Origin of the sequence: Paramagnetospirillum magneticum AMB-1 (assembly GCF_000009985.1) — a bacterium.
GTDB lineage: Bacteria > Pseudomonadota > Alphaproteobacteria > Rhodospirillales > Magnetospirillaceae > Phaeospirillum > Phaeospirillum magneticum.
Window position 1 is genome coordinate 2,444,163 of the sequence record NC_007626.1, and the last position, 26,981, is coordinate 2,471,143.

At 65.4% G+C, this 26,981-nt stretch carries 26 protein-coding genes, 2 tRNA genes and 1 pseudogene; 20 read left to right on the forward strand and 9 right to left on the reverse strand.

The window, feature by feature from the left end; genetic code table 11:
• Positions 1-297, reverse strand: a complete 297-nt coding sequence (locus AMB_RS11330; protein ID WP_011384639.1) for a methyl-accepting chemotaxis protein — start codon at positions 295-297, stop codon at positions 1-3.
• A gap of 149 nt (positions 298-446) precedes the next feature.
• Between AMB_RS11330 and scpB the strand changes: the two genes are divergently transcribed.
• Complete coding sequence (gene scpB, locus AMB_RS11335) at positions 447-1,226, forward strand: methylmalonyl-CoA decarboxylase (protein WP_043744278.1); 780 nt, start codon at positions 447-449, stop codon at positions 1,224-1,226.
• On the opposite strand, the gene AMB_RS11340 is transcribed toward scpB, so the two are convergent.
• The 3 genes from AMB_RS11340 to AMB_RS11350 form a co-directional block, all read right to left on the reverse strand.
• On the reverse strand, positions 1,227-2,150 hold the full coding sequence (locus tag AMB_RS11340; protein ID WP_011384641.1) for a hypothetical protein: 924 nt from the start codon (positions 2,148-2,150) through the stop codon (positions 1,227-1,229). It lies immediately after the preceding gene.
• Between the two features lie 122 nt (positions 2,151-2,272).
• Positions 2,273-2,347, reverse strand: a tRNA-Asn gene (locus AMB_RS11345).
• 75 nt (positions 2,348-2,422) lie between these two features.
• Positions 2,423-2,496, reverse strand: a tRNA-Cys gene (locus AMB_RS11350).
• 205 nt (positions 2,497-2,701) lie between these two features.
• Between AMB_RS11350 and AMB_RS11355 the strand changes: the two genes are divergently transcribed.
• The 5 genes from AMB_RS11355 (at position 2,702) to AMB_RS11375 (ending at position 10,473) form a co-directional block, all read left to right on the forward strand.
• Complete coding sequence (locus AMB_RS11355; protein ID WP_043746574.1) at positions 2,702-3,358, forward strand: protein-L-isoaspartate O-methyltransferase family protein; 657 nt, start codon at positions 2,702-2,704, stop codon at positions 3,356-3,358.
• A 160-nt stretch (positions 3,359-3,518) separates the two neighbouring features.
• Complete coding sequence (locus tag AMB_RS11360; protein ID WP_011384643.1) at positions 3,519-4,892, forward strand: TolC family outer membrane protein; 1,374 nt, start codon at positions 3,519-3,521, stop codon at positions 4,890-4,892.
• Between the two features lie 144 nt (positions 4,893-5,036).
• A complete protein-coding gene (locus AMB_RS11365) occupies positions 5,037-5,765 on the forward strand; it encodes a DUF2497 domain-containing protein (RefSeq protein WP_011384644.1) in 729 nt (242 codons plus the stop codon).
• 94 nt (positions 5,766-5,859) lie between these two features.
• The gene (locus AMB_RS11370) at positions 5,860-8,523 is read left to right on the forward strand and encodes a valine--tRNA ligase (protein WP_173361915.1); all 2,664 of its coding nucleotides are present in this window, start codon (positions 5,860-5,862) and stop codon (positions 8,521-8,523) included.
• A 21-nt stretch (positions 8,524-8,544) separates the two neighbouring features.
• On the forward strand, positions 8,545-10,473 hold the full coding sequence (locus AMB_RS11375; protein ID WP_011384646.1) for a diguanylate cyclase domain-containing protein: 1,929 nt from the start codon (positions 8,545-8,547) through the stop codon (positions 10,471-10,473).
• A 3-nt stretch (positions 10,474-10,476) separates the two neighbouring features.
• On the opposite strand, the gene AMB_RS11380 is transcribed toward AMB_RS11375, so the two are convergent.
• The 3 genes from AMB_RS11380 to AMB_RS11390 are packed head-to-tail and all read right to left on the reverse strand — an operon-like array spanning position 10,477 to position 12,169.
• Positions 10,477-10,908: a bacteriohemerythrin gene (locus AMB_RS11380; protein WP_011384647.1), complete on the reverse strand. Its 432-nt coding sequence runs from the start codon at positions 10,906-10,908 to the stop codon at positions 10,477-10,479.
• 60 nt (positions 10,909-10,968) lie between these two features.
• The gene (locus AMB_RS11385) at positions 10,969-11,604 is read right to left on the reverse strand and encodes a uracil-DNA glycosylase (protein WP_011384648.1); all 636 of its coding nucleotides are present in this window, start codon (positions 11,602-11,604) and stop codon (positions 10,969-10,971) included.
• Between the two features lies 1 nt (position 11,605).
• The gene (locus AMB_RS11390; protein WP_011384649.1) at positions 11,606-12,169 is read right to left on the reverse strand and encodes an NYN domain-containing protein; all 564 of its coding nucleotides are present in this window, start codon (positions 12,167-12,169) and stop codon (positions 11,606-11,608) included.
• A 174-nt stretch (positions 12,170-12,343) separates the two neighbouring features.
• On the opposite strand from AMB_RS11390, the gene rpoZ reads away from it, so the two are divergent.
• The 3 genes from rpoZ to AMB_RS11405 all read left to right on the forward strand — a co-directional run bounded on the left by rpoZ (position 12,344) and on the right by AMB_RS11405 (position 15,896).
• Positions 12,344-12,724 (forward strand): DNA-directed RNA polymerase subunit omega, encoded by a 381-nt coding sequence (gene rpoZ, locus AMB_RS11395; RefSeq protein ID WP_011384650.1) that lies wholly within the window; start codon positions 12,344-12,346, stop codon positions 12,722-12,724.
• A 131-nt stretch (positions 12,725-12,855) separates the two neighbouring features.
• Positions 12,856-15,021 carry a RelA/SpoT family protein gene (locus AMB_RS11400; protein ID WP_011384651.1) on the forward strand — a complete coding sequence of 722 codons (2,166 nt, stop codon included), beginning with the start codon at positions 12,856-12,858 and terminating at the stop codon, positions 15,019-15,021.
• A 143-nt stretch (positions 15,022-15,164) separates the two neighbouring features.
• Entirely contained in the window at positions 15,165-15,896 is a 732-nt protein-coding gene (locus AMB_RS11405) for a pyridoxine 5'-phosphate synthase (protein ID WP_043746577.1), read from the forward strand.
• Here AMB_RS11405 and AMB_RS11410 read toward each other — a convergent pair.
• The gene (locus AMB_RS11410; RefSeq protein ID WP_011384653.1) at positions 15,893-16,318 is read right to left on the reverse strand and encodes a nuclear transport factor 2 family protein; all 426 of its coding nucleotides are present in this window, start codon (positions 16,316-16,318) and stop codon (positions 15,893-15,895) included. The genes AMB_RS11405 and AMB_RS11410 overlap by 4 nt on opposite strands.
• Before the next feature lie 95 nt (positions 16,319-16,413).
• Between AMB_RS11410 and acpS the strand changes: the two genes are divergently transcribed.
• The 9 genes and pseudogenes from acpS (at position 16,414) to AMB_RS11455 (ending at position 22,948) form a co-directional block, all read left to right on the forward strand.
• Positions 16,414-16,809, forward strand: a complete 396-nt coding sequence (gene acpS, locus AMB_RS11415) for a holo-ACP synthase (RefSeq protein WP_011384654.1) — start codon at positions 16,414-16,416, stop codon at positions 16,807-16,809.
• A gap of 93 nt (positions 16,810-16,902) precedes the next feature.
• The gene (gene lepB, locus AMB_RS11420; protein WP_011384655.1) at positions 16,903-17,646 is read left to right on the forward strand and encodes a signal peptidase I; all 744 of its coding nucleotides are present in this window, start codon (positions 16,903-16,905) and stop codon (positions 17,644-17,646) included.
• 4 nt (positions 17,647-17,650) lie between these two features.
• A complete protein-coding gene (gene rnc, locus AMB_RS11425) occupies positions 17,651-18,337 on the forward strand; it encodes a ribonuclease III (RefSeq protein WP_011384656.1) in 687 nt (228 codons plus the stop codon).
• On the forward strand, positions 18,334-19,245 hold the full coding sequence (era, locus tag AMB_RS11430) for a GTPase Era (protein WP_011384657.1): 912 nt from the start codon (positions 18,334-18,336) through the stop codon (positions 19,243-19,245). Before rnc ends, era begins: the two co-directional genes overlap by 4 nt.
• A gap of 10 nt (positions 19,246-19,255) precedes the next feature.
• Complete coding sequence (locus AMB_RS11435) at positions 19,256-19,471, forward strand: hypothetical protein (RefSeq protein ID WP_011384658.1); 216 nt, start codon at positions 19,256-19,258, stop codon at positions 19,469-19,471.
• Positions 19,458-20,179 (forward strand): annotated as a pseudogene (gene recO / locus AMB_RS11440) (DNA repair protein RecO). The gene AMB_RS11435 and the pseudogene recO overlap by 14 nt, the downstream one beginning before the upstream one ends.
• Positions 20,180-20,369: 190 nt before the next feature.
• Complete coding sequence (locus AMB_RS11445; protein WP_011384660.1) at positions 20,370-22,025, forward strand: AMP-binding protein; 1,656 nt, start codon at positions 20,370-20,372, stop codon at positions 22,023-22,025.
• A 15-nt stretch (positions 22,026-22,040) separates the two neighbouring features.
• On the forward strand, positions 22,041-22,667 hold the full coding sequence (locus tag AMB_RS11450; RefSeq protein WP_011384661.1) for a LysE family translocator: 627 nt from the start codon (positions 22,041-22,043) through the stop codon (positions 22,665-22,667).
• Positions 22,664-22,948: a GIY-YIG nuclease family protein gene (locus AMB_RS11455; RefSeq protein ID WP_043744288.1), complete on the forward strand. Its 285-nt coding sequence runs from the start codon at positions 22,664-22,666 to the stop codon at positions 22,946-22,948. The genes AMB_RS11450 and AMB_RS11455 overlap by 4 nt, the downstream gene beginning before the upstream one ends.
• On the opposite strand, the gene AMB_RS11460 is transcribed toward AMB_RS11455, so the two are convergent.
• Complete coding sequence (locus AMB_RS11460; protein WP_043744291.1) at positions 22,911-24,083, reverse strand: YbfB/YjiJ family MFS transporter; 1,173 nt, start codon at positions 24,081-24,083, stop codon at positions 22,911-22,913. The two genes, AMB_RS11455 and AMB_RS11460, sit on opposite strands and share 38 nt — an antisense overlap.
• Before the next feature lie 101 nt (positions 24,084-24,184).
• On the opposite strand from AMB_RS11460, the gene AMB_RS11465 reads away from it, so the two are divergent.
• Positions 24,185-25,072, forward strand: coding sequence for a LysR substrate-binding domain-containing protein (locus AMB_RS11465; protein ID WP_011384663.1), 888 nt, complete (start codon positions 24,185-24,187; stop codon positions 25,070-25,072).
• Between the two features lie 488 nt (positions 25,073-25,560).
• A complete protein-coding gene (locus AMB_RS11470) occupies positions 25,561-26,964 on the forward strand; it encodes a homospermidine synthase (RefSeq protein ID WP_043744294.1) in 1,404 nt (467 codons plus the stop codon).
• Positions 26,965-26,981: the final 17 nt, after the last annotated feature.

Below are 26,981 nucleotides of genomic sequence, written 5' to 3' on the forward strand. Positions count from 1 at the left end.
TTATTCGGCGGCGTCGGCTCGCAGGCGCCCGGCCAGCTTGCCCAGTTCCTCCACGGCGGCGCCCATCTCGGCTTCCAGCGACTGGGTGATGCCGTCGATGCTTTCGGACACGTTCTTCACCTCGCCGGCCACCACGGCGAAGCCCTTGCCGGCCTCGCCGGCGCGGGCGGCTTCGATCAGCGCGTTCAGCGCCAGGATGCGGGTGGTGCCGGTAACCTTCTTGATTTCCTCGACCTTGCGGGACACTACGTCGGCGAGGGTGGCGGTCAATTCGATAATACGTTCCTGATCGGACATGGTGTGGCTTCCCGCAAGAGTGATAACCCCAGTGTAAGGGGGGACCGGGCGGCGGGCAATCGCCTGCTTGTATAAATCGTCCATAAGGTTTGGGTCTGGCCCGGGTCTATGTCATTGTGCGGTGCATCATGACGCAGGGAGCGACGGATATGACCATCATGCGGTGCGAGATGGACGGCAAGCTGGCCATCATCACCATGACCAACCAGGCCAAGCGCAATGTGCTGTCGGAAGCGATGATCGACGGCATCATCGCCGGTCTGGAGCAGGCGTCCCAGGCCAAGGCGCGCGTCGTCATCCTGCGGGCCGAGCCGGGGTGCAAAGTCTGGTCGGCCGGGCATGACGTCTCGGAACTTCCCGCCGCCCACCGCGACCCCCTGGGTTGGAGTGATCCCCTGCGGGTGGTGATTCGCGCCATCGAGGAATTCCCGGCGCCGGTGATCGCCCTGATCGAGGGCGGCGTCTGGGGCGGCGCCTGCGAAATGGCCCTGGCCTGCGACATCGTGGTGGCGACGCCGGATTCCACCTTCGCCCTGACCCCGGCCAAGCTGGGGATTCCCTATAATGTCTCTGGCCTACTGACCTTCATGAACGTCACCGGCATTCACATGGTGCGCGAGATGGCTTTCACCGCCCGCCCGATCTCGGCCCAGCGGGCCCAGGCCCTGGGCATCGTCAACCATGTGCGCGGCGCCGAGGAGATCACCTATTACTGCACCATGCTGGCGCGCGACATCGAGAAGCTGGCCCCGCTGGCCATCGCGGTGATGAAGGAGGAGATGCGGGTCCTGGCCTCGGCCCATTCCATCACGCCGCGCATGTTCGAGCGGGTGCAGGGCCTGCGTCGCAAGGTCTACGACAGCCAGGACTATCAGGAGGGTGTGCGGGCCTTCAAGGAGAAGCGCCAGCCCAACTTCACCGGGGAGTGATCAAGCCGCGCTGCGGGCGAAGGCGCCGTTGATCAGGCTTGCCACCCGATCGGCCTGGCGGTCCTTGAAGGCGCTCCACCAGGCGATCACCTGGGCCTGCAGGGCGGCATAGCGCCCGGGCTCTGCCTCCGCCGTGCTCCACCATTGGGGAAGCTCCTCCCAAGACTTCAGGATCACCGCCGGGATGCCGCCGGCAGTGCGCTCGTCATGCAGGAACGGCGCGTCCAGGCAGACCGGGATGGCTCCGGTTTCCAGGGCGTCGTAGAGGCGGATGGTCTCCACCGAATTGCCGGTGGGCACCAGGGCGAAGCGGGTATTCTCCATCAGGGCGCGATAGCTGTGCGGGCTGAACTCGCCGCCGAATTTGAGTGAGGTCTCAAGCCTGGCCGGAAGGCCATGGGCGCCGATCACCTCCATCATCCGGTGGCGGTCGGCCAGTTCGGGCGGCGTGCGCCCGACGAAGCTCATCTGGTGGGTGCGCAACGCGAAGGGCAGCAGCGTCTCGGGAGGGCACGGCCCCACCCCGGTGCGATAGCCGTTGGGTACCCAGAGGACGCCCTGGCAGCGGCTTCCCGCCGGAATCTCCAGGACGTCGGGGCGCCAGTAATTGCGCAGGACGTAATCCACCCTGGGGTAATAGGAGCAATCGGCCGACAGCGTCTCGTCGGCCATATGCAGGACGCCCACATTGCGGAACGGCGCATTGGCGAAGGAATTCACCACCGGAGACAGCCGATTCTCGAAATCGATGATCAGGACGTCGTCCATGGCCTGCAATTGCTGGCCCTGCTCGCCCAGCACGATCCGGACCGGCCTGTCGACCCGGGCCAGCAGCACGTCGCGGATAAAACCCGTCTCCATGATGAAGTCGTACAACTGGCGGGGGGCCAGGACGCTGAGAACCCTGCTGTCCGCGCGTGTCATGGAAAAGGAGCTCCGGCTCTGTTGCGGTTGGGCCGCGCCAAGATAGCCGAAACCGAGGCCGGCAGGAAGGTCGGGCCGAAAAGGAAAGAGGCCGGAAACCTGTAGGTTTCCGGCCTCTTGATTGGCTCCGGAGGAGGGATTCGAACCCCCGACCAGCCGGTTAACAGCCGGCTGCTCTACCGCTGAGCTACTCCGGATCAACGACCTGCCCTAGCGGTATGGCAAGCCGAGGAATTCTTTACTCTCACGCACGCACCCGGACCTGGGGACGGTGGAGGCCGAGGCCGGAATTGAACCGACGTACGCGGATTTGCAGTCCGCTGCATAGCCACTCTGCCACCCGGCCCAACCGGCCCAGCCGGCGGGTGCCGACGTGAGGACCGTGCTTATACGCGCAGTTCGATGACCGGTCAAGCGGCTGTTTCTGCCTTTTCGCAGCATTGTTTTCAGCAGCGCTCGCGCCTATAAATTTCTCCCGTGGCTCTGCCCGATAACAAGAGGGGGGCGGGCCCGTCCAAGAGAATGACGAGCAGCATGGGAGCCCGATGGCCATGGATTACGCCGGCGCCAGATTCAATATGGTCGAGAACCAGATCCGCACCAACAAGGTGCACGACCTGAACGTATCGGGGGCCATTTCCTCGACGCCTCGCGAGCCCTTTCTACCCAAGTCCATGCGCGGCTTCGCCTATGTGGACGAAGACGTGTCCGTCGGCGGCGGCCGTTTCATGATCGAGCCGCTGGTGCTGGCCCGTCTGCTGCAGGCCGCCGCGGTTCAGTCCACCGACGTGGTGTTGGCCATCGGCGACGCCACCGGCTGGGCCAGTGCGGTCCTATCCAAGCTGGCCAGCACCGTGGTGACGCTGGAAACCGATGTCGACCTCTCTGCCAAGGCGTCCCAGGCGCTGTCCGACCAGGGCGTCGACAATGTCGCCTATGTGGGAGGCAGCTTCGCCGGCGGTTTCGCGGCCCAGGCGCCCTATAACGTGATCATCTTTCTCGGCGCTGTGGGGGAGATCCCCTCCGGCCTCTGCCGTCAGCTGAGCGATGGCGGCCGTCTGGTGGCCGTGGTTGATTCCGGCACCAGGGGGGCGGGAAAGGTGGTGCAGGTAGTTCGGGTCGGCGATACCTTTGGCCGCCGCGCCCTGTTCGACGCCGCCACGCCGACCCTGCCGGGCATGGCGTCCAAGCCGGGTTTCATTTTCTGAATCCGTTCACCCTGCGCGTCCGGGGGGCGGTATCGCCACCCAGGACGCAAGGGTAGGGCGGTGGATTTGTCCTTGATCTTCCGTATCCAAGGTCTAATGTTCTGGGGCGATATAAGGTCGTTCCGGGATGGGGACCCGCTTTGCTGAATACAGGTGGTGAATGAGGAAGGTAAGCTGTCGGCTGATCGGCGCGGCGTGCATGGTCGTGGCCGCGTCAACTCCTGCCATGTCCGAGACGCTGGAGGAAGTGCTGGCGTCCACATATTCCTCCAATCCGACTCTGCTGGCGCGGCGCGCCAAGTTGCGCTCTACCGATGAAGGCGTTCCTCAGGCGTTGTCCAACTGGCGGCCGACCGTGTCGCTGACCGGGTCCGTCGGGCGCGGCAGCTACGACAACAACACGCTGTCTCCCTACAGCATGAGCCGCACGCCCAGGACACAGGCCCTGACCTTATCCCAGCCGCTGTTCCGCGGTGGGCGCACTCTGGCCGCCACCGCTCAGGCGGAAAACAACGTCCTGAGCGAACGGGCCCAGTTGGCCGCCACCGAGCAGACCATCCTGCTGGCCGCAGCCACCGCCTATCTCAACGTGGTCCGCGACGATGCGGTACTCAAACTCTCCATCAACAACGAGCAGGTGTTGCGCCGCCAGTACGAGGCGACGGAAGAGCGCTTCAAGGTGGGCGAACTGACCCGTACCGACGTCAGCCAGGCCGAAGCCCGCCTCGCCAAGGCTACCGCCGATCGCGTTGCCGCCGAGGGCAATCTGCAAAGCTCGCGGGCCAATTACGTCAATAATGTCGGCCGTCCGCCCGAAGCCCTGGTGACCCCGGCCCAGCCGCCGGCCCTGCCGCAGAGCCTGGATGACGTCACCTCCACGGCACTGGCCGCCAATCCCACCGTGGTGTCCGCCGATTTCACTCACGCCGCCGCCAAGGATGGCGTCGATCTGGTGTTCGGCGAATTGCTTCCCACCGTGTCGTTGTCGGCGGATATCTCCCGCAACTTCGAGACCTCGACCCGGGAAAACTCGTCGACGGCGCGTGAAGTGCTGCTGAACGTCAGTGTGCCGCTCTACGAGTCCGGCAGCGTCTATTCCCGCGTGCGCGCCTCCAAGCATACTGCCGGGCAGCGCCGCATCGAGGCCGACCAAGCCCGCCGCGATGCCGTCGAGACCGGGACCAAGTCCTGGGAGACGCTGCAGGCGGCCCGCGCCCAGGCCAGGTCCTATCAGGCGCAGATCAAGGCCTCGGAACTGGCCCTGGCCGGTGTGCGCGAGGAATCCAAGGTGGGCTCGCGTACCATCCTCGACGTATTGAACGCCGAGCAGGAACTGTTCGACGCCCGTGTCAATCTGGTTAAGGCTCAGCGTGATGTGCTGGCCGGGGCCTATCAGGTCAAGTCGGCCCTGGGGCAGATGACCGCCCAGGGGCTCAATCTTCCCGTCGCGGTCTATGATCCGACCAAGCACTATGACGATGTTCGTGGCCAATGGTTCGGCAATGGCATCGACAAGGACAAAGGATACGAGTAGAAATGGTGGGATCCGGGTTGGGGCCGAATGGCCGACCCGGGTTTCTCTTGGGGACTCGTGGAATTTTAACCATTTGTTACCAGCCGTAAGTCACTATTACGGCAGGTCCCTTTCTTGGGCGCAGGCAGACAGAATAGCCGTGACATGAGCGAAGACAAGGCCCAGCAAGAACCATCAATGGAGGACATCCTCGCCTCGATCCGACGTATTTTGTCGGAGGATGAGGCTGAGGATAAGCCCAAGGCGCCCGAACCGGTCGAGCCGGAGCCGGAGCCCGAGCCCATGCCTCCGCCGGAACCCGAGCCCGAGCCGGAGCCCGAGCCGGCCCCTACGTTCGCTCAGGATGACATCGATTCCCTGTTCGACACGCCGGCCCCGGCTCCCGAGCCTGAGCCGGAACCCGAGCCTGAGCCGCTGCCCATCCCCGAGCCGGAGCCCGAGCCTGAGGACGATATCCTCGAACTGACCGATGACATGGTGATGGAGGAGGAGCCCGAGCCCGCCTTCGACATCAATGATTTCAAAGCCGATCTCGGCGAGTTCGAACCCGCCCCCGTCATGGCTGCCGCCAGCCGGGTGATGGATGATTACGAACCGCCGCCGCCGCGCCGTCAGGCGCCGCCCGATGACGAAGGGCTGATGTCGCCCCCCAGCATTGATCATGGCGCCTCGCTGCTGACCAATCTGGCCCGCGAGATCGTGCGGCAGAAGTCGTTCGGCCTGGGCAACAGCGCCATCACCCTGGAAGATCTGGTGCGCGAGCTGTTGCGTCCGATCCTGTCGGAATGGTTGGACCAGAACCTGCCCTATATGATCGAGCGCATCGTCAAGAAAGAGATCGAGAGGATGGTAAACCGGTCCGGAGAGTATTAGTCTTCGCCGGTTCTAAGCCTAAGGGGCGGCCCGGCAGGATCGGGCCGCCCTTCTCGTTTGTGTCCCCCCAATTGAAGTGACAAGTCCCATGGCCATGCTGGATAAGACCTATCGCCCCGCCGAAGTGGAGCCGAAGCATTACGAGCGCTGGGAGGCCCAGGGCGCCTTTGCCGCCCATACCGACTCCAATGCCGCGCCTTATACCATCATGATGCCGCCGCCCAACGTCACGGGCAGCCTGCACATGGGTCACGCGCTGACCTTCACCCTGCAGGACGTGCTGATCCGCTATCGCCGCATGACCGGCAAGGATGCCCTGTGGCAGCCCGGCACCGACCATGCCGGCATCGCCACCCAGATGGTGGTGGAGCGTCAGTTGGAGGCCCAGAAGGTCACCCGCCACGATCTGGGCCGTGACAACTTCATCAAGCGCGTCTGGGAGTGGAAGGCGGAATCGGGCGGGACCATTACCCGCCAGCTCCGCCGCCTGGGTGCTTCGCCCGACTGGGCCAAGGAGCGCTTCACCATGGACGAGGGCCTGTCGGCCGCCGTCCGCAAGGTGTTCGTCACCCTGCACCGCCAGGGCCTGATCTACCGCGCCAAGCGTCTGGTCAACTGGGACCCCAAGCTGCACACCGCCATTTCCGACCTGGAAGTGGAGCAGCGGGAAGTGAAGGGCCATATGTGGCACTTCCGCTATCCGGTCGAGGGCATGGCCGACACCTTCATCACCGTGGCCACCACCCGGCCGGAGACCATGCTGGGCGATGCGGCCGTGGCGGTTCATCCCGAGGATGAGCGCTTTGCCGCCCTGGTGGGCAAGATGGTGCGCTTGCCCATCGTCAACCGGCTGATTCCCATCGTTGCCGACGAATATTCCGACCCCACCAAGGGCACCGGCGCGGTGAAGATCACCCCGGCCCATGATTTCAACGACTTCCAGGTCGGCGTGCGTCACGATCTGCCCCAGATCAACATCTTCGACCGCGACGCCCGCACCATCGACGAGGTGCCCGAGGGCTATCGCGGTCTGGACCGCTATGACGCCCGCAAGAAGGTGGTGGAAGAGTTCGAGGCCCTGGGCCTGTTGGACAAGATCGAGCCCCACACCCACATGGTGCCCTATGGCGACCGCTCGGGCGTGGTGATCGAGCCCTGGCTGACCGACCAGTGGTTCGTGGACGCCGCCACCCTGGCCAAGCCGGCCATCGAGGCGGTGGAGACGGGCAAGACCCGCTTCGTTCCCAAGCACTGGGAGAACACCTATTTCGAGTGGATGCGCAACATCCAGCCGTGGTGCATCTCGCGCCAGATCTGGTGGGGGCATCAGGTGCCGGCCTGGTACGGCCCCGACGGCGCCTTCTTCGTCGAGGAGACCGAGGACGAGGCCCGGGCCGCCGCCGCCGCGCATTACGGCAAGGATGTGGAGCTGACCCGCGATTCCGACGTTCTCGACACCTGGTTCAGCTCGGCGCTGTGGCCGTTCTCCACCCTGGGCTGGCCGGAAAAGACTCCGGAGCTGGACCGCTATTATCCCGGCGACGTGCTGGTCACCGGCTTTGACATCATCTTCTTCTGGGTCGCCCGCATGATGATGATGGGCATCCACTTCATGGGGGATGTGCCCTTCCGCGACATCTATATCCATGCCCTGGTTCGCGACGAGAAGGGCCAGAAGATGTCCAAGTCGAAGGGCAACATCATCGATCCCCTGGACTTGATCGAGAAGTATGGCTGCGACGCCCTGCGCTTCACCCTGTCGGCGCTGGCCGCACAGGGGCGCGACGTCAAGCTGGCCGAGAGCCGGGTGGAGGGCTACCGCAACTTCGCCACCAAGCTGTGGAACGCGGCGCGCTTCTGCCAGATGAACGAATGCCGGCCGGTGGCGGGATTCGATCCCAAGGCGGTCAAGGAGACCGTCAACCGCTGGATCGTCGCCAAGACCGCCGAACTGGCCGCCAAGGTGGGCACCGCCATCGAAGGCTATCGCTACGACGCCGCGGCCGGTGGCGCCTACCAATTCGTCTGGGGGACCTTCTGCGACTGGTACCTGGAATTCGCCAAGCCCATCTTCAACGGCGGCGATGAGGCGGCCAAGGCCGAGACGCGGGCCACCGCCGCCTGGGTTCTCGACCAGATCCTGCACGTCCTGCATCCCCTGATGCCCTTCATCACCGAAGAGCTGTGGGGCCAGATCGCCGAGCGCGATGGCGACCTGATGCTGCGCTCCTGGCCTGCCCTGGACGGCCTTGCCGCGCCGGAAGCCGAAGAGGAAATGGACTGGGTAGTGCGGGTCATCTCCACGGTGCGCGGCGTGCGCGCCGAGATGAACGTGCCGCCTTCGGCCCAGGTGGACCTGCTGGTGTCCGGTCTGGCCGAGACCAAGCGCGGCTGGGCCAAGACCCACGCCGACCTGATCACCCGCCTGGTCCGTCTGACCGCCTTTGATGCCCAGGCCACGCCCGAGCGGGTGGCTCAGGCATCGTCCCACGGTGCCGCCCAGATGGTGGTGGATGAGGCCACCTTGGTAATGCCGCTGGGCGGCGTCATCGACGTGGACAAGGAGCGTTCCCGCCTGGACAAGGAAATCGCCCGTCTGGAGGGCGAGATCGCCAAGGTCGACAAGAAGCTGGGCAACGCCGACTTCGTCGCCAAGGCGCGGCCGGAAGTGGTGGAGGAGCAGCACGAGCGCCGCGCTGATTGGGCCGGCGCCGTGGACAAGCTGCGAGAGGCTCTTGAACGTCTTTCCGGCGCCTGAGGAGGGGGATAAAGAGAGGGGATGCCGGATCACGGCGAGCGGATCACGCGGGACCTGACCATACGCTACATCACCGTTCTGGCGGTGTTGGGTGTGGTTGCCCTGTTGTCATTTTTCGCCCTGGCCCGAATCGTCACCGATGCCGGCGAAAGCTCGGAACTGGTCCAATTGACCGGAGAACAGCGGGTGCTGGTGCAGCAGGCGGTGTTCGAAACCCACCGCTTCCTGGTCGCCTCGGGCGAGGATCGCGTGGCGGCCCGCCGGTCCCTGGCTTCCGTCCTTGATGGACTGGAGGCCGGGCATCAGCGTCTCTTCTTCGCGGATGCCCGGTTTTTGTCCCCGCCGGCCCGCGAGGTGCTGACCGCCTCGCCTTGGAATCTTGACCGCGAAATGAGGGATTTCGTCCGCTTTGGGCGGGCGATTCTCTCCCTGCCCGATAGCGCGGAGGGGCATAAGACCAATCTGGCGGGCATCACCCTGAAGGCGGCCAAGCCGCTGATGTCGGGCCTGGATGAGGTTTCCAGCCGGTTCCGCCGAGATGCCGCCGGACAATTGAACGAGGTGGTTACCGTTCAGGGAACCAGCCTGTTCGTCGCCCTCGGCCTGCTGCTGCTGTCAGCGGTCGGTGTCTTCCGTCCGATGGTCAAGCGACTGAAAGCCGATATTACCGAACGGTCCGAGGCGGCGGCGCGGCTGGCCGAGAGCGAGGCCCGCCTGTGGCGCATGCTGGAGGAAAGCCCGGTCGGTGTTTCGGTATCGCGGCGGCGTGACGGCAAGGTGGTCTTCGCCAATTCCCGCTTCACCGACATCATCGGCATGAGCCGCGAGGAGTTTCTCGGCTCCAAGGCCCGCGAGCATTATGTGGACGATGCCCAGCGGCAGGTGGTGCTGGCCATGTTGCGCCGCGACGGCCGCCTCGACGACGCAGAGGTGGAGTTCCGCCGCAAGAATGGCTCTCCGTTCTGGAGCCTGCTGACCATCCATCCCCTGGACTTCGAGAACGAGCCGGTCAATCTGGCCTGGATCTACGACATTACCGAGCGCAAGGCGGCGGAACAGCAGATTCTGCTGGCCGCCAAGGTGCTGGAGACAGTGACCGAGGCGGTGGTCATCACCGATGCCGACAACCGGATCATCTTCGTCAATCCTGCTTTCACCACCATCACCGAATACACCAAGGAAGAGGTGCGGGGGAAAAATCCCAGCTTTCTCAGCTCGGGCCGGCATGATCCCGAATTCTATGCCGGGTTATGGCAAGTCCTGTCGGTATCGGGGCATTGGGCCGGCGAAATCTGGAACCGGCGCAAGTCGGGGGCCTTCTATGCCGAATGGCTGTCCATCAATGCGCTGAGGGATGTCAGCGGCGCCATCACCCATTTCGTTGCGGTGTTTTCCGACATCACCCACCGTAAGGAGGACGAGGAGCGCATCTGGCGCCAAGCCAATTATGACGCCCTGACCGGCCTGCCCAACCGCTCGCTGTTCGTTGATCGCCTCAATCAGGCGGTGCGGCAGTCCAAGCGCGACAAGAAGCGCTTCGCCCTGATGTTTCTCGACCTGGACGGCTTCAAGGCGGTGAACGACACTCTGGGCCATGCGGCCGGCGACGTGCTGCTGCAGCAGACGGCGGCCCGGCTGCACCAGTGCATGCGGGCCACCGATACCCTGGCGCGTCTGGCCGGTGACGAATTCGTGGTGATTCTCGAAGGGGTGCACGACCGCGACAACCCTGCCCTGGTGGCCGGGAAGATTCTGGCGACGCTGTCCAAGCCCTATGACCTGGAGGTGGGAACTGCCCATGTGCGGGGATCGATCGGCATCGCGCTATATCCCGAGGATGCCGCCGACGGCCCGGCACTGATCCGCCGTGCCGATACCGCCATGTATGCGGTCAAGCGCCGGGGCAAGAACAGCTTCCTGTTCGCCGGCGACTTCCCGCCGGAGGCCTGAGCTTCAGGTCAAGTGCGAGACGTAAGGTCGGTAGGGGCGGTCATCGGCAAGGATATGATCCACCAGCCAGCGCTGCAGGAACTTTGCCGCCTCGAGCGTCAGGGTCCGCGATGCCAGGTCATCATGCTCTGGCGCGGCATCCAGGGTTTGGAAGCGCTCGTAAAGCCGCTGGGCCTCCACCAGCAATCGTCCGTGTTCGGCGCGATGTCCCGCCAGGCCGGGATAGCCGGCGCGGTCCAGCAGAGTTTCCTCGGCCTGGAAATGGATGCGGGTCCGGGCGATCAACTCGCCCAGGATGAGGGTCAGGCGGGCAAAGGCCGCGTTCTCCCGGGCGGCGGTGAGGAAGTCATTGGTCAGTTTCAGCAAATGTCGGTGCTCGGCATCCATGGCCGGAACGCCAAGCTTCAGCTCATTGGACCACTCGATGACGGTCATGCCGGTGGCTCCCACCGCCTCTACAGACGGGAAGTCTAGCACTTCCGTATCAATGGAGTATTAACGCAAGGCCCCCAGCAAGGCTTCCATGGCCTGATGGAACATGGCCTCGGTCAGGCGGCCGGTATTGGTGTTGTAGCGCGAGCAGTGATAGCTGTCGCCCAGCACCAGTCCCCCCGGCAGCGCGTGGAGGCGGGCATGGCCGAAGGGGTTGGCGGCCTTGCGCACGCCCAGGGTGGACAGCACCTGATCATGGGACTCGCGGCCCAGGCAGAAAATCCCCCGCAGATTGGGCATGGCGGCGATCTCGGCGGCCAGGAAGGGCCGGCAGGCTGCGAACTCGGCGGGCAGCGGCTTGTTGGCGGGTGGCACGCAGCGCGCCGCGTTGGTGATGCGGCATCCCACCAGTTCCAGCCCGTCATCGGCGGCGGCGCGGTACTCTCCCCGCGCCAGACCATAGCGGATCAGGGTGGAATAGAGCAGGTCGCCGGCATAATCGCCGGTGAACGGCCGCCCGGTGCGGTTGGCGCCCTTGAGGCCGGGAGCGAGGCCGACCACCAGCAACGGGGCTTCCAGGCCGCCGAAGGACGGCACCGGATCGTGATGCCAGCCGGGAAATTGGACCCGGTTGGCGCGGCGGAACTCGGCCAGACGCGGGCACAGCCCGCAATCGGCCCCGGGCGCGGAAAAGCTCATCTCAATCGGCGGGGTAGGGGCGGTCGTCGCGGTGCTGCTGGGCGCGGGCGATCTGGCTCTCCAGGTCCTGCAGTTCGATGAACACATCGGCCTGACGCCGCAACTCGTCGGCCACCATGGGCGGCTGCGAGCGGATGGTGCTGACCACCGAGACGCGCACGCCCTTTCTTTGCACCGCTTCCACCAGGCGGCGGAAATCGCCGTCGCCGGAGAACAGCACCACATGGTCGAGATACTGGCACATCTCCATCACGTCGATGGCCAGTTCGATATCCATGTTGCCTTTGATCTTGCGCCGGCCCATGGCATCGGTGAATTCCTTGGTCGGCTTGGTGACCATGGTGTAGCCGTTGTAGTCCAGCCAGTCCACCAGCGGGCGGATGGGGGAGTATTCCTGATCCTCCATCAGGGCGGTGTAGTAGAAGGCGCGGATCAGGCGCCCCTTGCCGGCGAACAGGTTCAGCAGCTTCTTGTAGTCGATGTCGAAGCCCAGGGCACGGGCGGCCGAATAAAGGTTGGACCCGTCGATGAACAGGCCGAGGCGTTCGGCGGAATAGAATTGCATGACGATCTCACTTGTCTGAAAGGCCTTAGCCGCCTGGGGCGGCGAATAATGCCTTCAACGTAGGGGGGGAGGGGCTGTCCTGCAAGGGGCCTTTGGCATGGGGGCTTGCTTTCCAGGCCCAAGCGACGATATAAGCTGTCTCTTTCCGAGATTGCCTAAAGACAAGGATCTTCGATGGCGCGCGTTACGGTTGAAGACTGTGTACTGAAGGTTCCGAACCGCTTCGAACTGGTGTTGATCGCCGGCCAGCGGGCACGGGACATTTCCGCCGGGGCCAAGCTGACGGTGGAGCGCGACAACGACAAGAACCCGGTGGTGGCGCTGCGCGAGATCGCCGACGACACCGTGCCGCTGGATGCCTTGCAGAACGCCCTGATCCAGAACCTCCAGAAGCACGTCGAGGTGGACGAGCCGGAAGAGGACGAGATGGAAGGCTTCATCGCCGACCGTGATCTGGCCTTCGAGAATGTCGCCAACGAGGACGAGATGATCGAGGACGGCATGTCCATCAACGATACCGGCGCCGATTTCGACGTGGATTCCGGCGACGAATAAGCCTGTGATGCAAGGCCGCCCGTTCCCATCTTGAAAGATGGGCGGGCGGCCTTGTTTTTTTATTTTTCCTCTTTTCCCGCCGACGCTCCCCGTCCAAACTCAAGGGAGTGAGAGGGTGAGGTGATGCCGCGATGATGCGCCAATTTGAACTGGTGGAGCGCGTCAAGTCCTACGATCCCAATGCGGACGAGGACGCCATCAACCGCGCCTATGTCTTCGCCATGAAGATGCATGGCTCGCAATTGCGGGCCTCGGGCGATCCCTATTTCTCGCACCCCATCGAAGTGGCGGGCATCCTGACCAAGTACCGTCTGGATTCCGCCTCGATCATCACCGCCTTGCTGCATGACACAATCGAGGACACGCCGGCGACGCTCGACGATATCGAGAAGCTGTTCGGGCGCGAAATCGGCCGTCTGGTGGACGGCGTCACCAAGCTGAACCGCATCGAGCTGCAATCGGACCACGCCAAGCAGGCCGAGAATCTGCGCAAGCTGGTGCTGGCCATGAGCGAGGACATCCGCGTCCTGCTGGTCAAGCTGGCCGACCGCATGCACAACATGCGCACCCTTCACTACATCAAGAATCCCGACAAGCGCCGTCGCATCGCCATGGAGACCATGGAGATCTATGCGCCGCTGGCCGAACGCATCGGCATGCAGGGCATCAAGATGGAGCTGGAGGATCTGGCCTTCGCCGAGCTGCACCCGGATGCGCGCGGCTCCATCGTGGCGCGCCTGTCTTTCCTGCGCGAGCAGGGCGGCGACCTGATCGGCCGCATTCTGGACGAACTGCGCTCCATCCTGGCCGAGCCGGGGATCAAGGCCGTGGTCTCGGGGCGTGAGAAGACGCCTTATTCCATCTGGCAGAAGATGCAGCGCAAGAACGTGGGGTTCGAGCAGCTCTCCGACATCATGGCGTTCCGCGTCGCCGTGGATAATGTGGAGGACTGCTATCGGGCGCTGGGGGTGATCCACTCCAAGTACCCCATGGTTCCCAACCGGTTCAAGGACTACATCTCGACGCCCAAGCCCAACGGCTACCGCTCGCTGCATACCGGCGTGTTCGGGCCCGAGCGCCACCGCATCGAGGTGCAGATCCGCACCAGCGAGATGCACGAAGTGGCCGAACTGGGCGTCGCCGCCCACTGGAAGTACAAGGGCGGCGGCGGCGAAGGCGGCAACATGACCGACGGCCGCCAGTACCGCTGGCTGCGCGAGCTGCTGGATATTCTGGAGCACGCCTCCAACCCCGAGGAATTCCTGGAGCACACCAAGCTGGAGATGTTCTCCGACCAGGTGTTCTGCTTCACCCCCAAGGGCGACCTGATCTCGCTGCCGCGCGGCGCCTGCCCGGTGGATTTCGCCTATGCCGTCCACTCCCAGGTGGGCGACACCTGCGTCGGCGCCAAGGTCAACGGCCGCATCATGCCGCTGCGCACTCAGCTGCAGAATGGCGACCAGGTCGACATCATCACCTCCAAGGCGCAGACGCCCAATCCCACCTGGGAACGCTTCGTCGTCACCGGCAAGGCCCGCGCCCGCATCCGCCGCTTCATCCGCACCCAGCAGCGCGCCCAGTACACGGAATTGGGCCGCGCCATCCTGGTGCGCTCGTTCCGCCAGGAAGGCTACGAGTTCACGGAAAAGGCCCTGGAAGGGGTGCTGCGCATCTTCAAGGCGCCCTCGGCCGAGGATCTGCTGGCCCTGGTGGGTGAGGGCACGCTGACCGCCCGCGAGGTGGTCTCCACCGTGTTCCCCGAGCTGAAGGCCCAGGCCAACCGCAACGATAACGTGGTGGCGCTGAAGGTCCGCGGCGACAAACCGTCCACCAACAAGAAGGACAAGGCCGGCGCAGTGCCCATCAAGGGGCTGATCCCCGGCATGGCCATGCATTTCGCCGGCTGCTGCCACCCGCTGCCCGGCGACCGCATCGTCGGCATCGTCAGCACCGGCAAGGGCGTCACCATTCACACCATCGACTGCGAGAACCTGGAACAGTTCGCCGAAGCGCCCGAGCGCTGGCTGGACCTTGCCTGGGACGAGGCCGATTCGGCCGCCCATGTGGGCCGCATCGATCTGGTGGTGACCAACGAGCCCGGCGCCTTCGGCGCCATCTCCACGGTGATCGCCAAGAACATGGGCAACATCACCAATCTCAAGATCACCAACCGCACCACCGATTTCTTCGAGATGCTGATCGATATCGAGGTGAGGGACGTCAAGCATCTGACCAACGTCATCGCCGCCCTGCGCGCCACGCCGGCCATCAACTCGGTGGATCGGGCGCGGAATTAGCGATTAGCCACAGATGAACACAGATAAGCACAGATGATCATGACGCGATCACGCCGAGCGGCCGTGGTCCCGCAGTCTATGCGTTTTGATCTGTGTTCATCTGTGTTCATCTGTGGCCCATTTCTCAACGGAGTTTAATGGCCATGACCCGCCTGCGCCTCGGCGTCAACATCGACCACGTCGCCACCATCCGCAATGCCCGCGGTGGGCACCATCCCGATCCGGTCCGGGCGGCCCATATGGCGGCGGCGGCGGGGGCGGACGGCATCACGGCGCATCTGCGTGAGGACCGGCGCCATATCTCGGACCGCGACATGGAGCGTCTGGCCAACGAGATCTCCCTGCCGCTCAATTTCGAGATGGCGGCCACCGAGGAGATGGTGTCCATCGCCCTGCGCCACCGGCCGCATGCCGCCTGCATCGTGCCGGAGAAGCGCGAGGAGCGCACCACCGAGGGCGGACTCGACGTGGTCGGCCAGTTCGAGAGCCTGAAGCCTCTGGTCGGGCGGCTGTCCGAGGCCGGCATCCGCGTCTCCATGTTCATCGAGGCCGATCCTCGGCAGCTGGACGCCTCGAAGGCGCTGGGGGCGCCGGTGATCGAGCTGCATACGGGCGCCTATTGCGATGCGGAGGGCGAGGCCCGCGACCGCGAATTCGCCCGCATCAAGGCCGCCGCCGCCCATGCCCAGGCCATCGGCCTGGAATGTCATGCCGGCCACGGTCTCAGCTACGACACGGTCAAGCCGGTGGCGGCCATCACCTCCATCATGGAACTGAATATCGGCCACTTCCTGGTGGGCGAGGCGATCTTCGTCGGCCTGGACGCGTCCATCCGCCACATGCGCCGCCTGATGGACGAGGCGCGGGGAGCCTAGCTCGCCTGGGGCTGGCTGTGCCACCAGATGCGGGCCTCCCGGCACAGGCCGTCGGCGAAGTCGGCCTGAAGGATGCCGTCCAGCACCATGCGCGGCAGCGGGTCGCCGGGCTGGCGGTTCGGCAGGCCGGTGCCCGTGGACCTGGCCCAGATCTGGAACAGCTCCTCGGAAGCGACCAGATAGGTGACGTGCCAATGGGCGATGCCGCCGCCGTCCTGGCTGGCCAGGATCTGGTAGTTGACCTGGATGTCTTCCTGAAGCTGCACCCGCTTCCAGTACTCCATCAGCGCGGCGCTGCCCTCCTGAACCTGGAAGGGGGTGTTGTGGTATCGCCCCCCGGCCGCGAAAAGGGCCGCGAACATGCTGGGGTCGCGCTGTTCCCAGGCGGCTTTGTAGCCTTGCATGAAGCTTTCGATGGTCATCTTGGGGTTCCCTGCGGGTTTCGTTTCATCACATGCTTGTTCCCGTCCCGGCAGGATTCTACCATCTCCAGCCGAACCAGGAGAGTGAGACGTCCATGATCATCGGCCTCGGCAACGATCTGGTGGATATCCGCCGCATCGAGGACAGCCTGGAGCGGTTCGGCGAGCGTTTCATCGCCAAGGTCTTCACCGAAGCCGAGCGGGCGACCGCCGAACGGCGGAGCGGGCGGGCGCGCTCCGGGGCCTATGCCAAGCGCTTCGCCGCCAAGGAGGCGCTGGTCAAGGCGCTGGGCAAGGACGGCGTGAGCTGGCGCGATATCGAGGTCGCCAACGACGGCGACGGGCGCCCGTTTCTGTCGCTGAGCGGCGGGGCGGCGGCGCTTCTGGCGCGGCGGATTCCGGCCGGGATGATCGCCCGTCTGCACCTTTCCCTGTCCGACGATTACCCCCTGGCCCAGGCCGTGGTGATCGTCGAAGCCCAGCCTGCTTGACATCGTTCGCGCAGGCTGGCTTGATCTCGGCGACGCTCAATGCCTCGGCCGAGGCTGGTGTCATGTATTTCAATGGGATAAACGGCGATATTCATGTCTAAAGGCAAGTCGGGCGGAATGGGTGAGACGATCCGCACCATCGTCTACGCCATGCTGATCGCCGGAGGTGTGCGCACCTTGGCCTTCGAGCCCTTCAACATTCCCTCGGGGTCCATGATCCCGACCTTGCTGATCGGCGACTATCTGTTCGTCTCCAAATACGCCTATGGCTATTCCCGCTATTCCCTGCCGTTCGGCTTCGGGCCGGGGGGCGGGCGGATCATGGAGCGCACGCCCGAGCGCGGCGACGTGATCGTCTTCCGCAAGCCGCCGGAGAACAAGGTCGACTACATCAAGCGGGTGGTGGGCCTGCCCGGCGACCGCATCCAGGTCAAGGGCGGCATCCTGCACATCAACGGCACCGCCGTGGATAGGAAGCGCATCGAGGACTTCGTCGAGCGCGATCGCGACGGCAATATCCTGCGCGCCCCGCAATATGTCGAGACGCTGCCCAACGGGCGCAAGCACAAGATCATCGAATTCCTGGGCGACAACGGCCCCGCCGACAACACCATGGAATACGTGGTGCCCGCCGGCCATTACTTCATGATGGGCGACAACCGCGACAATTCGGCGGATTCGCGCTTCCTGTCCGAGGTGGGCTATGTCCCGGCCGAGAATTTCGTCGGGCGGGCCGAAATCCTGTTCTTCTCGGGCGACGGCAGCGCCGCCCTGTGGGAAGTCTGGCGTTGGCCCTGGGCCATCCGCTATTCCCGCCTGCTTCAGGGGATCGAGTAGCGCCATGAAGGGCGCCGCCGCCGAGCTTTCCGCGCTGCTGGGGCATGCCTTCGCACGGCCCGAGCTTCTGGCCCAGGCCCTGACCCATCCCAGCATGCACCAGGGCCGCAAGTCCCGGACCTCCGACCCTTACGAGCGGCTGGAGTTCCTGGGGGACCGCGTCCTGGGGCTGGTGGTGGCCGAGATGCTGTTCTCCCGCTTTCCCAACGAGGCCGAGGGCGCCCTGGCCCGCCGCCACGCCGCCCTGGTGCGCCGCGAGGCGGTGGCGCGCATCGCCACCGAGATCGGCCTGGGGCGCTGTCTGGTGCTGGCCAAGGGCGAGGATGACGCGGGGGGGCGGGCCAATCCCGGCATTCTGGCCGATGCCTGCGAGGCGGTGATCGGCGCCCTTTACGCCGACGCCGGATTCGCCGTGGCGGCGAGCTTCGTGCGCTCGCGCTGGGAGCCCATGATGGAAGAGGCCCTGGCGCCGCCCAAGGATGCCAAGACCGGTCTGCAGGAATGGGCCCAGGGGCGCGGCAAGCCGTTGCCCCATTATCAGGTTCTGGGCCAGGAAGGTCCGCCGCACGAGCCGATTTTCCTGATCGAGGTCAGCGTGGAAGGTGTAGGCTCGGCCGTGGGCCGTGGTGCCTCCAAAAGAGTGGCGGAGCAGGCGGCAGCCGGCCTGCTGCTGGAACAGGTGAAAACATGAATGAAGTCCCCGAAACCGAACAGCGCTGCGGCTTCGTGGCGGTGGTCGGCGCTCCCAATGCCGGCAAGTCGACGCTGGTCAACGCCCTGGTGGGCACCAAGGTGTCCATCGTCTCGCCCAAGGTGCAGACCACCCGCTTCCGGGTGATGGGCATCGCCATGGTGGGCGAGGCCCAGGTGGTCCTGGTGGATACCCCCGGCATCTTCGCGCCCAAGAAGCGGCTGGAGCGTGCCATGGTGGCCGCCGCCTGGGGCGGCACCAATGATGCCGACCACATCTGCCTGCTGATCGACGCGGCCAAGGGCTATGACGACGAATCCCGCGCCATCGTCGACAAGCTGAAGGAGACCAAGCGTCAGGCCATTCTGGTGCTGAACAAGGTGGATCTGGTCAAGCGCGACAAGCTGCTGGGCCTGACCGCCCAACTGGACGCCGAGGGCATCTTCACCGACGTCTTCATGATCAGCGCGCTGAAGGGCGACGGCATCGCCGATCTGCTGGCCCATCTGGGCAAGCTGGTGGCACCGGGGCCGTGGATGTTCCCGGAGGATCAGGTCTCGGACCTGCCGCAGCGCCTGCTGGCCGCCGAGATCACCCGTGAAAAGGCCTTCCTCGCCCTTTATCAGGAGCTTCCGTACTCCCTGCACGTGGAGACCGAGAAGTGGGAGGAAAAGGACGACGGCTCGGCCCGCATCGATCAGGTGATCTATGTGGAGCGGGAAAGCCAGAAGCCTATCGTCCTGGGCAAGGCCGGGCGCCAGATCAAGTCCATCGGCGCCGCCGCCCGTCAGGAGCTGGAAGAACTGCTGGAACGTCGCGTCCACCTGTTCATCCACATCAAGGTGCGCGAGGACTGGTCGGAAAAGCGCGGCCATTACTCCGAGATTGGCCTGGATTTCGATTCATGAGGAATGCGGAATGAGCCCGCGCGCCATCGCCATCGCCCTGATCTGGGTGGGGGTGCTGGTGCTGTTGGGCCTGCTGGCCCATCGCTTCACCCGGGGCGCCTGGAGCCTGGAAGACGACGACGTGCCCGTCATCTCCCCGCGCCAGAAGCTGCTGGCGGCCCTGGCCCTGGCGGCGACCACCGGCGGCCTGGGGCTGTTCGTCTGGAGCTGGAATGGAGTGGGATGACGACGGCGTCGTCCTGGCGGTGCGCCGCCATGGCGAGACCGGCGCCGTCGCCTCCCTGCTGACCCGCTCCCACGGGCGCCATGCCGGACTGGTCCATGGCGGGCAGGGCAGGGCCAACCGCCCGATCCTGCAGCCCGGCAATCTGGTCCGCGCCAGATGGACCGGCCGCCTGCCCGAGCAATTGGGCAATTTTCGCCTGGAAATGCTGCACGCCCACGCCGCCGCCTTTCTCGACGACGCGGCGCGGCTCGCCGCCCTGGGCTCGGCCTGCGCCCTGGCCGAGGCCGCCTGGCCGAGCGTCAGCCTCATCCCGCCTGCCACGCCGCCCTGGTGGCGCTGCTCCACGCCCTGGAGGCGGAATCCTGGCCCAGCATCTATGTGCATTTCGAACTGGCCCTGCTGCGGGACCTGGGGTTCGGCCTCGACCTCTCGGCCTGCGCCGCCACCGGCCGGACCGATGATCTGGCCTGGGTCAGCCCCAAGACCGGCCGTGCCGTCTCCCGCGAAGCGGGAGAGCCCTACCGCGACAAGCTGTTCAGGCTGCCGGCCTTCCTGGTGGGGGGCGGGGAAGGGGACGTCCGCGCCATCCGTGAGGGGCTGGACCTGACCGGCTTCTTTCTGCAACGCCATGTGCTCGATCCGCGCCATGCGGCCATGCCGGCGGCACGGGGCAGGATGATCGGGCGGCTGGGGCCATCCATTTCCTGATCGAGCCTGTCATTCCGCGCCGGAGGCGAGGAATCTCCGTCTGGATCACCGATGCCGGATGGGAAATTGCCGTTCCAGGATGAGATCCCTCGACTTCGCTCGGGATGACACTCCGACCATTCCCCTTGACCTTGGTTCGATGAATGAATAATCATTCAGATGAATGAACATTCAGTCGGCGGAGGATCAGATGCGCTTGTCCAGTGGAGCTCCAGGGGGCGTGCCCAGTGCCCATGTGGACCGCTTTGCCCGCGAACTGCTGCCGCCGCCCGATCTGTGGCCGGTCTTCGACTACTCGGCACCGCACCTCAGCCACTACCCCGACCGCATCAACGCGGCGGCCGCGCTGATCGATACCGCCGTGGCGGCTGGTTTCGGCGCCAAGCCGGTGTTCCACTATGGGGAGGGGACCTGGAGCTACGCCCATCTGCTCGACCGGGCCGAGCGCATCGCCCGGGTGCTGACCGAGGATTTCTGGCTGGTGCCGGGCGCCCGGGTGCTGCTGCGCTCGGCCAATACGCCCATGCTGGTGGCCTGCTGGCTGGCGGTGCTGAAGGCGGGCGGTATCTGCGTCACCACCATGCCGCTGCTGCGCGCCAAGGAACTGAGCTACATCGTCGAGAAGGCCCGCGTCTCCATCGCCCTGTGCGAGCTGGATCTGGCCGAGGAGATGGATCTCACCCGCCAGAAGATGGCTGAGCTGCGCCATGTCGCCTATTTCACCCCCCTCTGCGACGGGGCCAAGGCCGAGGCCGATCTGGACCGTCGGGCCGAGGCCAAGCCCACCGGCTTCGCCAATGTGGATACGGCGGCCGATGACGTGGCGCTGATCACCTTCACCTCGGGGACCACAGGCAACCCCAAGGGCGCCATGCACTTTCACCGCGACATCCTGGCGTCGTGCGATTGCTGGCCGCGCCGCCATACCCTGGAGCCGGACGAGGTGGTGATCGGCTCGCCTTCCATCGCCTTCACCTATGGCAAGGCGGCGTTCATGATGTACCCGCTGCGTCATCGCGCCACCGCCGTGCTGGTGCCCAAGCCGACGCCCGAGCTGATTCTGGAGGGAATCCAGCGTCACCGCGCCACCAGCCTTTACGCGGTGCCCACCGCCTTCAACGCCATGCTGGGAATGGTGGGCAAGTACGACATCTCGTCGCTCCGCAAGGCCTCCTCGGCGGGCGAGCACCTGCGGCCCAAGCTTTACGACGACTGGCTGGAGCGGACCGGCGTCAAGCTGGTCAACGGCATCGGCATGACCGAGATGCTGACCCATTTCATCTGTCAGTCGGCCGACGTGGCCAAGCCGGGGGCCACCGGCTTTCCCGTGGACGGCTACACCGCCTGCATCCTGGATGACGACTTCAATCCGCTGCCGGTGGGGTCCAAGGGACGGCTGGCGGTGCGTGGCCCCACCGGCTGCCGCTATCTCGACGATCAGGCCCGCCAGGCCGCCTTTGTCCGCAACGGTTGGAACGTCACCGGCGACATCATGGAGCAGGATGCCGAGGGCTGGTTCTGGTATGTGGACCGTTCGGACGACATGATCGTCTCGTCGGGCTACAACATCTCGGCCCAGGAGGTGGAGCGCGCCGTCCTCGAGCATCCCAAGGTGGCGGAATGCGCGGTGATCGGCGTACCCGACGAGGCGCGGGGCACCATCGTCCGGGCCTGCATCGTGCTGGACAATCCCTCCCAGGCGTCGGAACTGCTGGCCGAGGAGATCCAGAACTTCGTGAAGGCCAATATCGCCCCATACAAATATCCGCGCGAGATCCGGTTCGTCGACTTCCTGCCCAAGACCCAGACCGGCAAGATCCAGCGCTTTCGCCTCAGGGAATTGTAGGGCAGACTTCGGGCCATGATCGATTCTGTCCAGGCCCTGGGCTTCCTGGCGGCGGCAATGCTGATCACCCTGTCGCCGGGGCCCGACAATCTGATGATCCTCAGCCTCGGCCTGTCGCGGGGGCGGCGCTCCGGAATGGCCTTCGGCCTGGGCTGCGCCCTCGGCTGTCTCAGCCATACCCTTCTCGCCGCGCTGGGCATCAGCGCCGCCATCGCCGCCTCGCCATTGCTGTTCACCGGGCTGAAGCTGACGGGTGGCGCCTATCTGGTGTGGCTGGGCATCGGCGCATTGCGCTCTCGCGGGGCCATGCGCATCGACGGCACGGTGGGAGGCAGCGAATCCCTGGCCGTGCTGTTCCGGCGCGGGCTGCTGGCCAACGCCATCAATCCCAAGGTCGTCTTATTTTTCCTGGCCTTCCTGCCCCAGTTCGTGGTGGCCGACAAAGGCGATGCCGGCTGGCAGATCGCGCAATTGGGGCTGCTGTTCACCCTGCAGGCCTGCGTGCTGTTCGGGATCATCGGCTGGTTCGCCGGCTCCCTGGGCGGATGGCTGGGGCGCCATGGCCGCGCCGGGCTGTGGCTGGACCGTCTGGCCGGCGGCGTCTTCATCGCCCTGGGGCTGAAGCTGATCGTGGCGCGATGAAGGACTGGTTCGTCTATGTCCTGCTCAACGGCGCCGATGTGGCCTATACCGGCATCGCGCTGGACGTGGAGGACCGGCTGGCCCGCCACAATGCGGGCGAGGGGGCCAAGTTCACCCGTGGGCGCGGCCCCTGGCGCCTGATTCACCAGGAAGGTCCGCTGCCCCATGGCGACGCCTTGCGGCGCGAGGCGGCCATCAAGCGCGATGCGGCCTTCAAGCGGGCACTGAAGCTTCGCTTCGGCTTCAAGCAGGCTCCGAAGCTTCGCTCCGGCGCGGCCTGACCGCCAGTTCCACCACCAGCCCAAGCACCAGGGCCGCCGCCCCCGCCAGAAATAGCGGACCATAGCCGCCGCCTTGCGAGAACAGCCAGGCCAGACCATAGGCGCCGCCCGCCTGTCCCAGGGCGAAGGCGGCGGTGGTACGGCTCCAGGCGGCACGCTGGCCCGCATGGTCGCCGGGCAGCAGCTCGCGCACCCGGCCGAGGGCCACCGGCACCACGCCGGGGCAGAAGCCGCCCATGATGAAGCCGGCCAGAGCCAGCCACCCAACTTCGCTAGTGGTTGAGGTGAGGGCGACCACCACGGCCTGGGCCACCAGGGCGCCCCGCAGGGTGACGCCAAAGCCGAAGCGGTCCCCCAGCCGGCCCAGCACCACCGGACCGATGGAGGCTCCCAGTCCGAACAGCAGCCACACCAACGCACCGCGTTCGATGCCCTGGCTCAGGCCCCGGGCCACGTAATCGGCCAGGAACACCATGTGCGGCACCAGTCCGAAGGCGTTGAGGCCATAGACCAGCATCAGGGCGCGCAGGCGTGGGTCACGCGGCACCGGGGCGGCGCCGGCCGAGGCCGGGACCTTGTCGTCGGGCCAGCCGTTCCAGGCGGCCAGGGTAAAGCCGGTGCAGATCACCCCCAGGGTGATCCAGGTGAAGGGCAGTCCGCGGGCCAGCAGGGGAGGCAGCAGGGCGGCGGAAATCACCGCTCCCAGTCCGACCCCCATGAAAATGAGTCCGCCGGCCAAACCCCGGCGGGATTCCGGGACATGGGGCAGGGCCAGGGTGGCGGCCAGGACCATGATGACGCCGCCCGCCATGCCCGACAGGAAGCGCCAGACGAAGAACCAGATGAAGGGCTGAGGCTGGGCACAGACCAGGAAGGAGACGGCGATCAGCGCCGGCATGGCCCGCAGGGCGGTCGCGGCGCCGAAGCGATGGGCCAGGAAGCGTGCCGACAGCGCCCCGGCCAGATAGCCCGCCAGATTGGCGGCGCCCAGATAGGCGGCGGCCGACGCTTCGAACCAGCCCTCGTTCACCAGCGCCGGAATCAGCGGCGAATACGCGAAGCGGGCGAGGCCGATGCCCACCAGATTGGCGCACAGGGCGGAAAATGTGGCTCGCAGAGGACCGGGCCGGCGCATGAGGGGCTCCTTGGTTGGCGATTCCACGCTACCCGTCTCCGCTGTTCATAAAAAACGATTTGTTGTGATATAGTCCATCACTCATAGCGATGGGGTGTGCCATGGATGCGGGTGACCTGCGAGTCTTCGAGGCGGTGGTGCGGCTGGGCGGCATGAGCCGCGCGGCGGCCGAGCTGCATACCGTTCAATCCAACGTCACCGCCCGCATCCGGAGTCTCGAGGAGGAGTTGGGCGCCGCCCTGTTCCAGCGCCACGCCCGGGGGGTGGAGCCCACCGCCGCCGGCCGTCGCCTGCTGCCCTATGCCCGGCAGGTGATCAGCCTGCTGCAGGATGCTCGCCGTGCGGTGACCGATGACGGGGAACCCAAGGGGGAGTTGGTGGTGGGCTCGCTGGAGACCACCCTGTCCATGCATCTGGCGCCGCTGCTCACCAGCTTCGTGCAGAACCAGCCCCAGGTGGATCTGTCCATTCGCGGCTGCACCTCGGCCGAGGCGGTGGACCTGGTGCTGGAGCGCCGTCTGGAGGGGGCCTTCGTCGCCGGTCCGGTCAATCATCCCGACCTGGACGAGGAGGCGGTGTTCCGCGAGGAACTGGTGGTGCTGACCGCCCCTTCGGTACGGCGGCTGGATTGGTCGGGTCTGCCGGCCGGGCTGCGCATCGTGGTGCTGCGGGTGGGCTGCTCCTACCGCCGGCGGCTGGAGGAGATTCTGGCCCGGCGCGGGGTCATCGGGCTGCGTCTGCTGGAATTCGGCACGCTGGAGGCGGTGAAGGGCTGCGTCGCCGCCGGCATGGGCGTGACCCTGCTGCCGCGCCGCATGGTGGAGCGGGTGTGGCGCGACGGGTCCGTTGGTGTCCATGTCCTGCCGCCGGAAGAGGCTCTGGTGGATACGGTGTTCATCCGCCGCCGCGATTCCTTCGTCTCCAGCGCCCAGGCCGCTTTCCTCGATCATGTGCGTCAAGGTTTGGCCCTGGTCCAGGCCGCCGAGTAGTCTAGATCATCGTGCGCCGGATTCGGCGCACGATGATCTAGCTTAATGTTTGTCCCTCGCCGGGCGCGGCCCTCCGGCCGCTTGGCCGCCGCCGCAATGGCGGCTGATGGCAGCATGCGCCGCCCCGGCTCGATCCAATAGTATTGCATCGCAGTAGAGGGACGGGTATATACCGGGTCAGTGACGCACACGTACGTGCCTATGGCCCTTGTCGGTTATGCAACGACGGACGCGTCCTTTTTGGAAGAGCCGCCGGGTTCTTTGGCGGCGCCCGAAAGGGAGGTGGACATGTTCGTGACCCATACGATGGGCGTTATCCCGAAAATTCTCACTAGTATGTGACGGCGGTCGCGGCCGATTCCGGTCGCCTGCCGCCGAACTCGTCGAGCGCGGGCTCCTCGCGGAGCCCGTGATTAGGAGCGTTGTTGATGTCATCAGGTCCGGGCCTTCGAGGCACCGGCCAGAACCGAGGTAAGGGGAGTACCGCTATGCGCACCATTGTCTTCAAGGGCCGTTTGGTCATCATCGGCTGCGGCAGCATCGGCCAGGGCATTTTGCCCCTCATCCTGCGCCATATCGAGATCAAACCGGCCCAGATCACCATCATTACGGCCTGCGAACGCGGCCGCGAGGTTGCCGCCGAATACGGCATCGAATTCACCAACAAAGCGCTGACCAAGGACGATTTCCGCGACCGTCTGACTCCCATGCTGCGCAAGGGCGACTTCCTGCTGAACCTGTCAGTGGATGTGTCGTCGACCGCGCTGGTCGAGCTGTGCCGCGATCTCGGGGTGTTGTATCAGGACACCTGCATCGAACCTTGGGCCGGTGGCTACACCGATCCCAGCCTGTCGCCGTCGCTTCGCTCCAACTACGCGCTGCGCGAGGAGATGCTGCGGCTTCGGGTCGACGCTCCGGTGCCGACGGCCCTGGTCACCCATGGCGCCAATCCCGGCCTAGTCTCCCATTTCGTCAAGCAGGCGCTGCTGAACATCGCCGCCGATACCGGGCTGGGGGCGGACGTTCCCAAGGACCGGCGGGGCTGGGGCGAGCTGGCGTCGCGTTTGGGCGTCAAGGTTATCCACGTGGCCGAGCGCGATACCCAGCAGGGGACCACGCCCAAGGGGCCGGATGAGTTCGTCAACACCTGGTCCATCGACGGCTTCGTGGGTGAGGGGTGCCAGCCCGCCGAATTGGGCTGGGGCACCCACGAGAAGGAATTGCCCCCCGATGGGCGACGCCACGACTTCGGCAGCGATGCGGCCATCTACCTGATGAAGCCGGGCGCCAGCCAGAAGGTGCGGACCTGGACCCCGGTGGAAGGCGCCTTTCACGGCTTTCTCATCACCCACAACGAATCCATCTCCATCGCCGATTACTTCACGGTGAAGGAGCAGGGCAGGGTGACCTACCGTCCCACGGTGCACTACGCCTACCATCCTTGCGATGCGGCCGTGCTGTCGCTGCACGAACTGGCCGGCAAGAACTGGACCATGCCGTCGCGGCAGCGCCTGATGGTCAAGGAGCTGGTCAGCGGCATCGACGAACTGGGGGTGCTGATTGCCGGCCATGCCAAGGGGGCTTACTGGTACGGCTCGCAACTGTCCATCGCCGAGGCCCGCGAACTGGCACCCCACAACAGCGCCACCAGCCTGCAGGTGACATCCACGGTGCTGGCCGGCATGATCTGGGCGTTGGAAAATCCCATGATGGGCATCGTCGAGCCCGACGAGATCGATTTCCAGCGTATCTTGGAAATTGCCCGGCCCTATCTCGGGCCGGTGGTCGGGGTTTACACCGACTGGACGCCGCTGGAGGGACGCGGAGCCCTGTTTGCCGAGGACTTGGACATCTCCGACCCCTGGCAGTTCAAGAACGTCCGGGTGGTGTAGGTCTTCCGAGGCCCTGT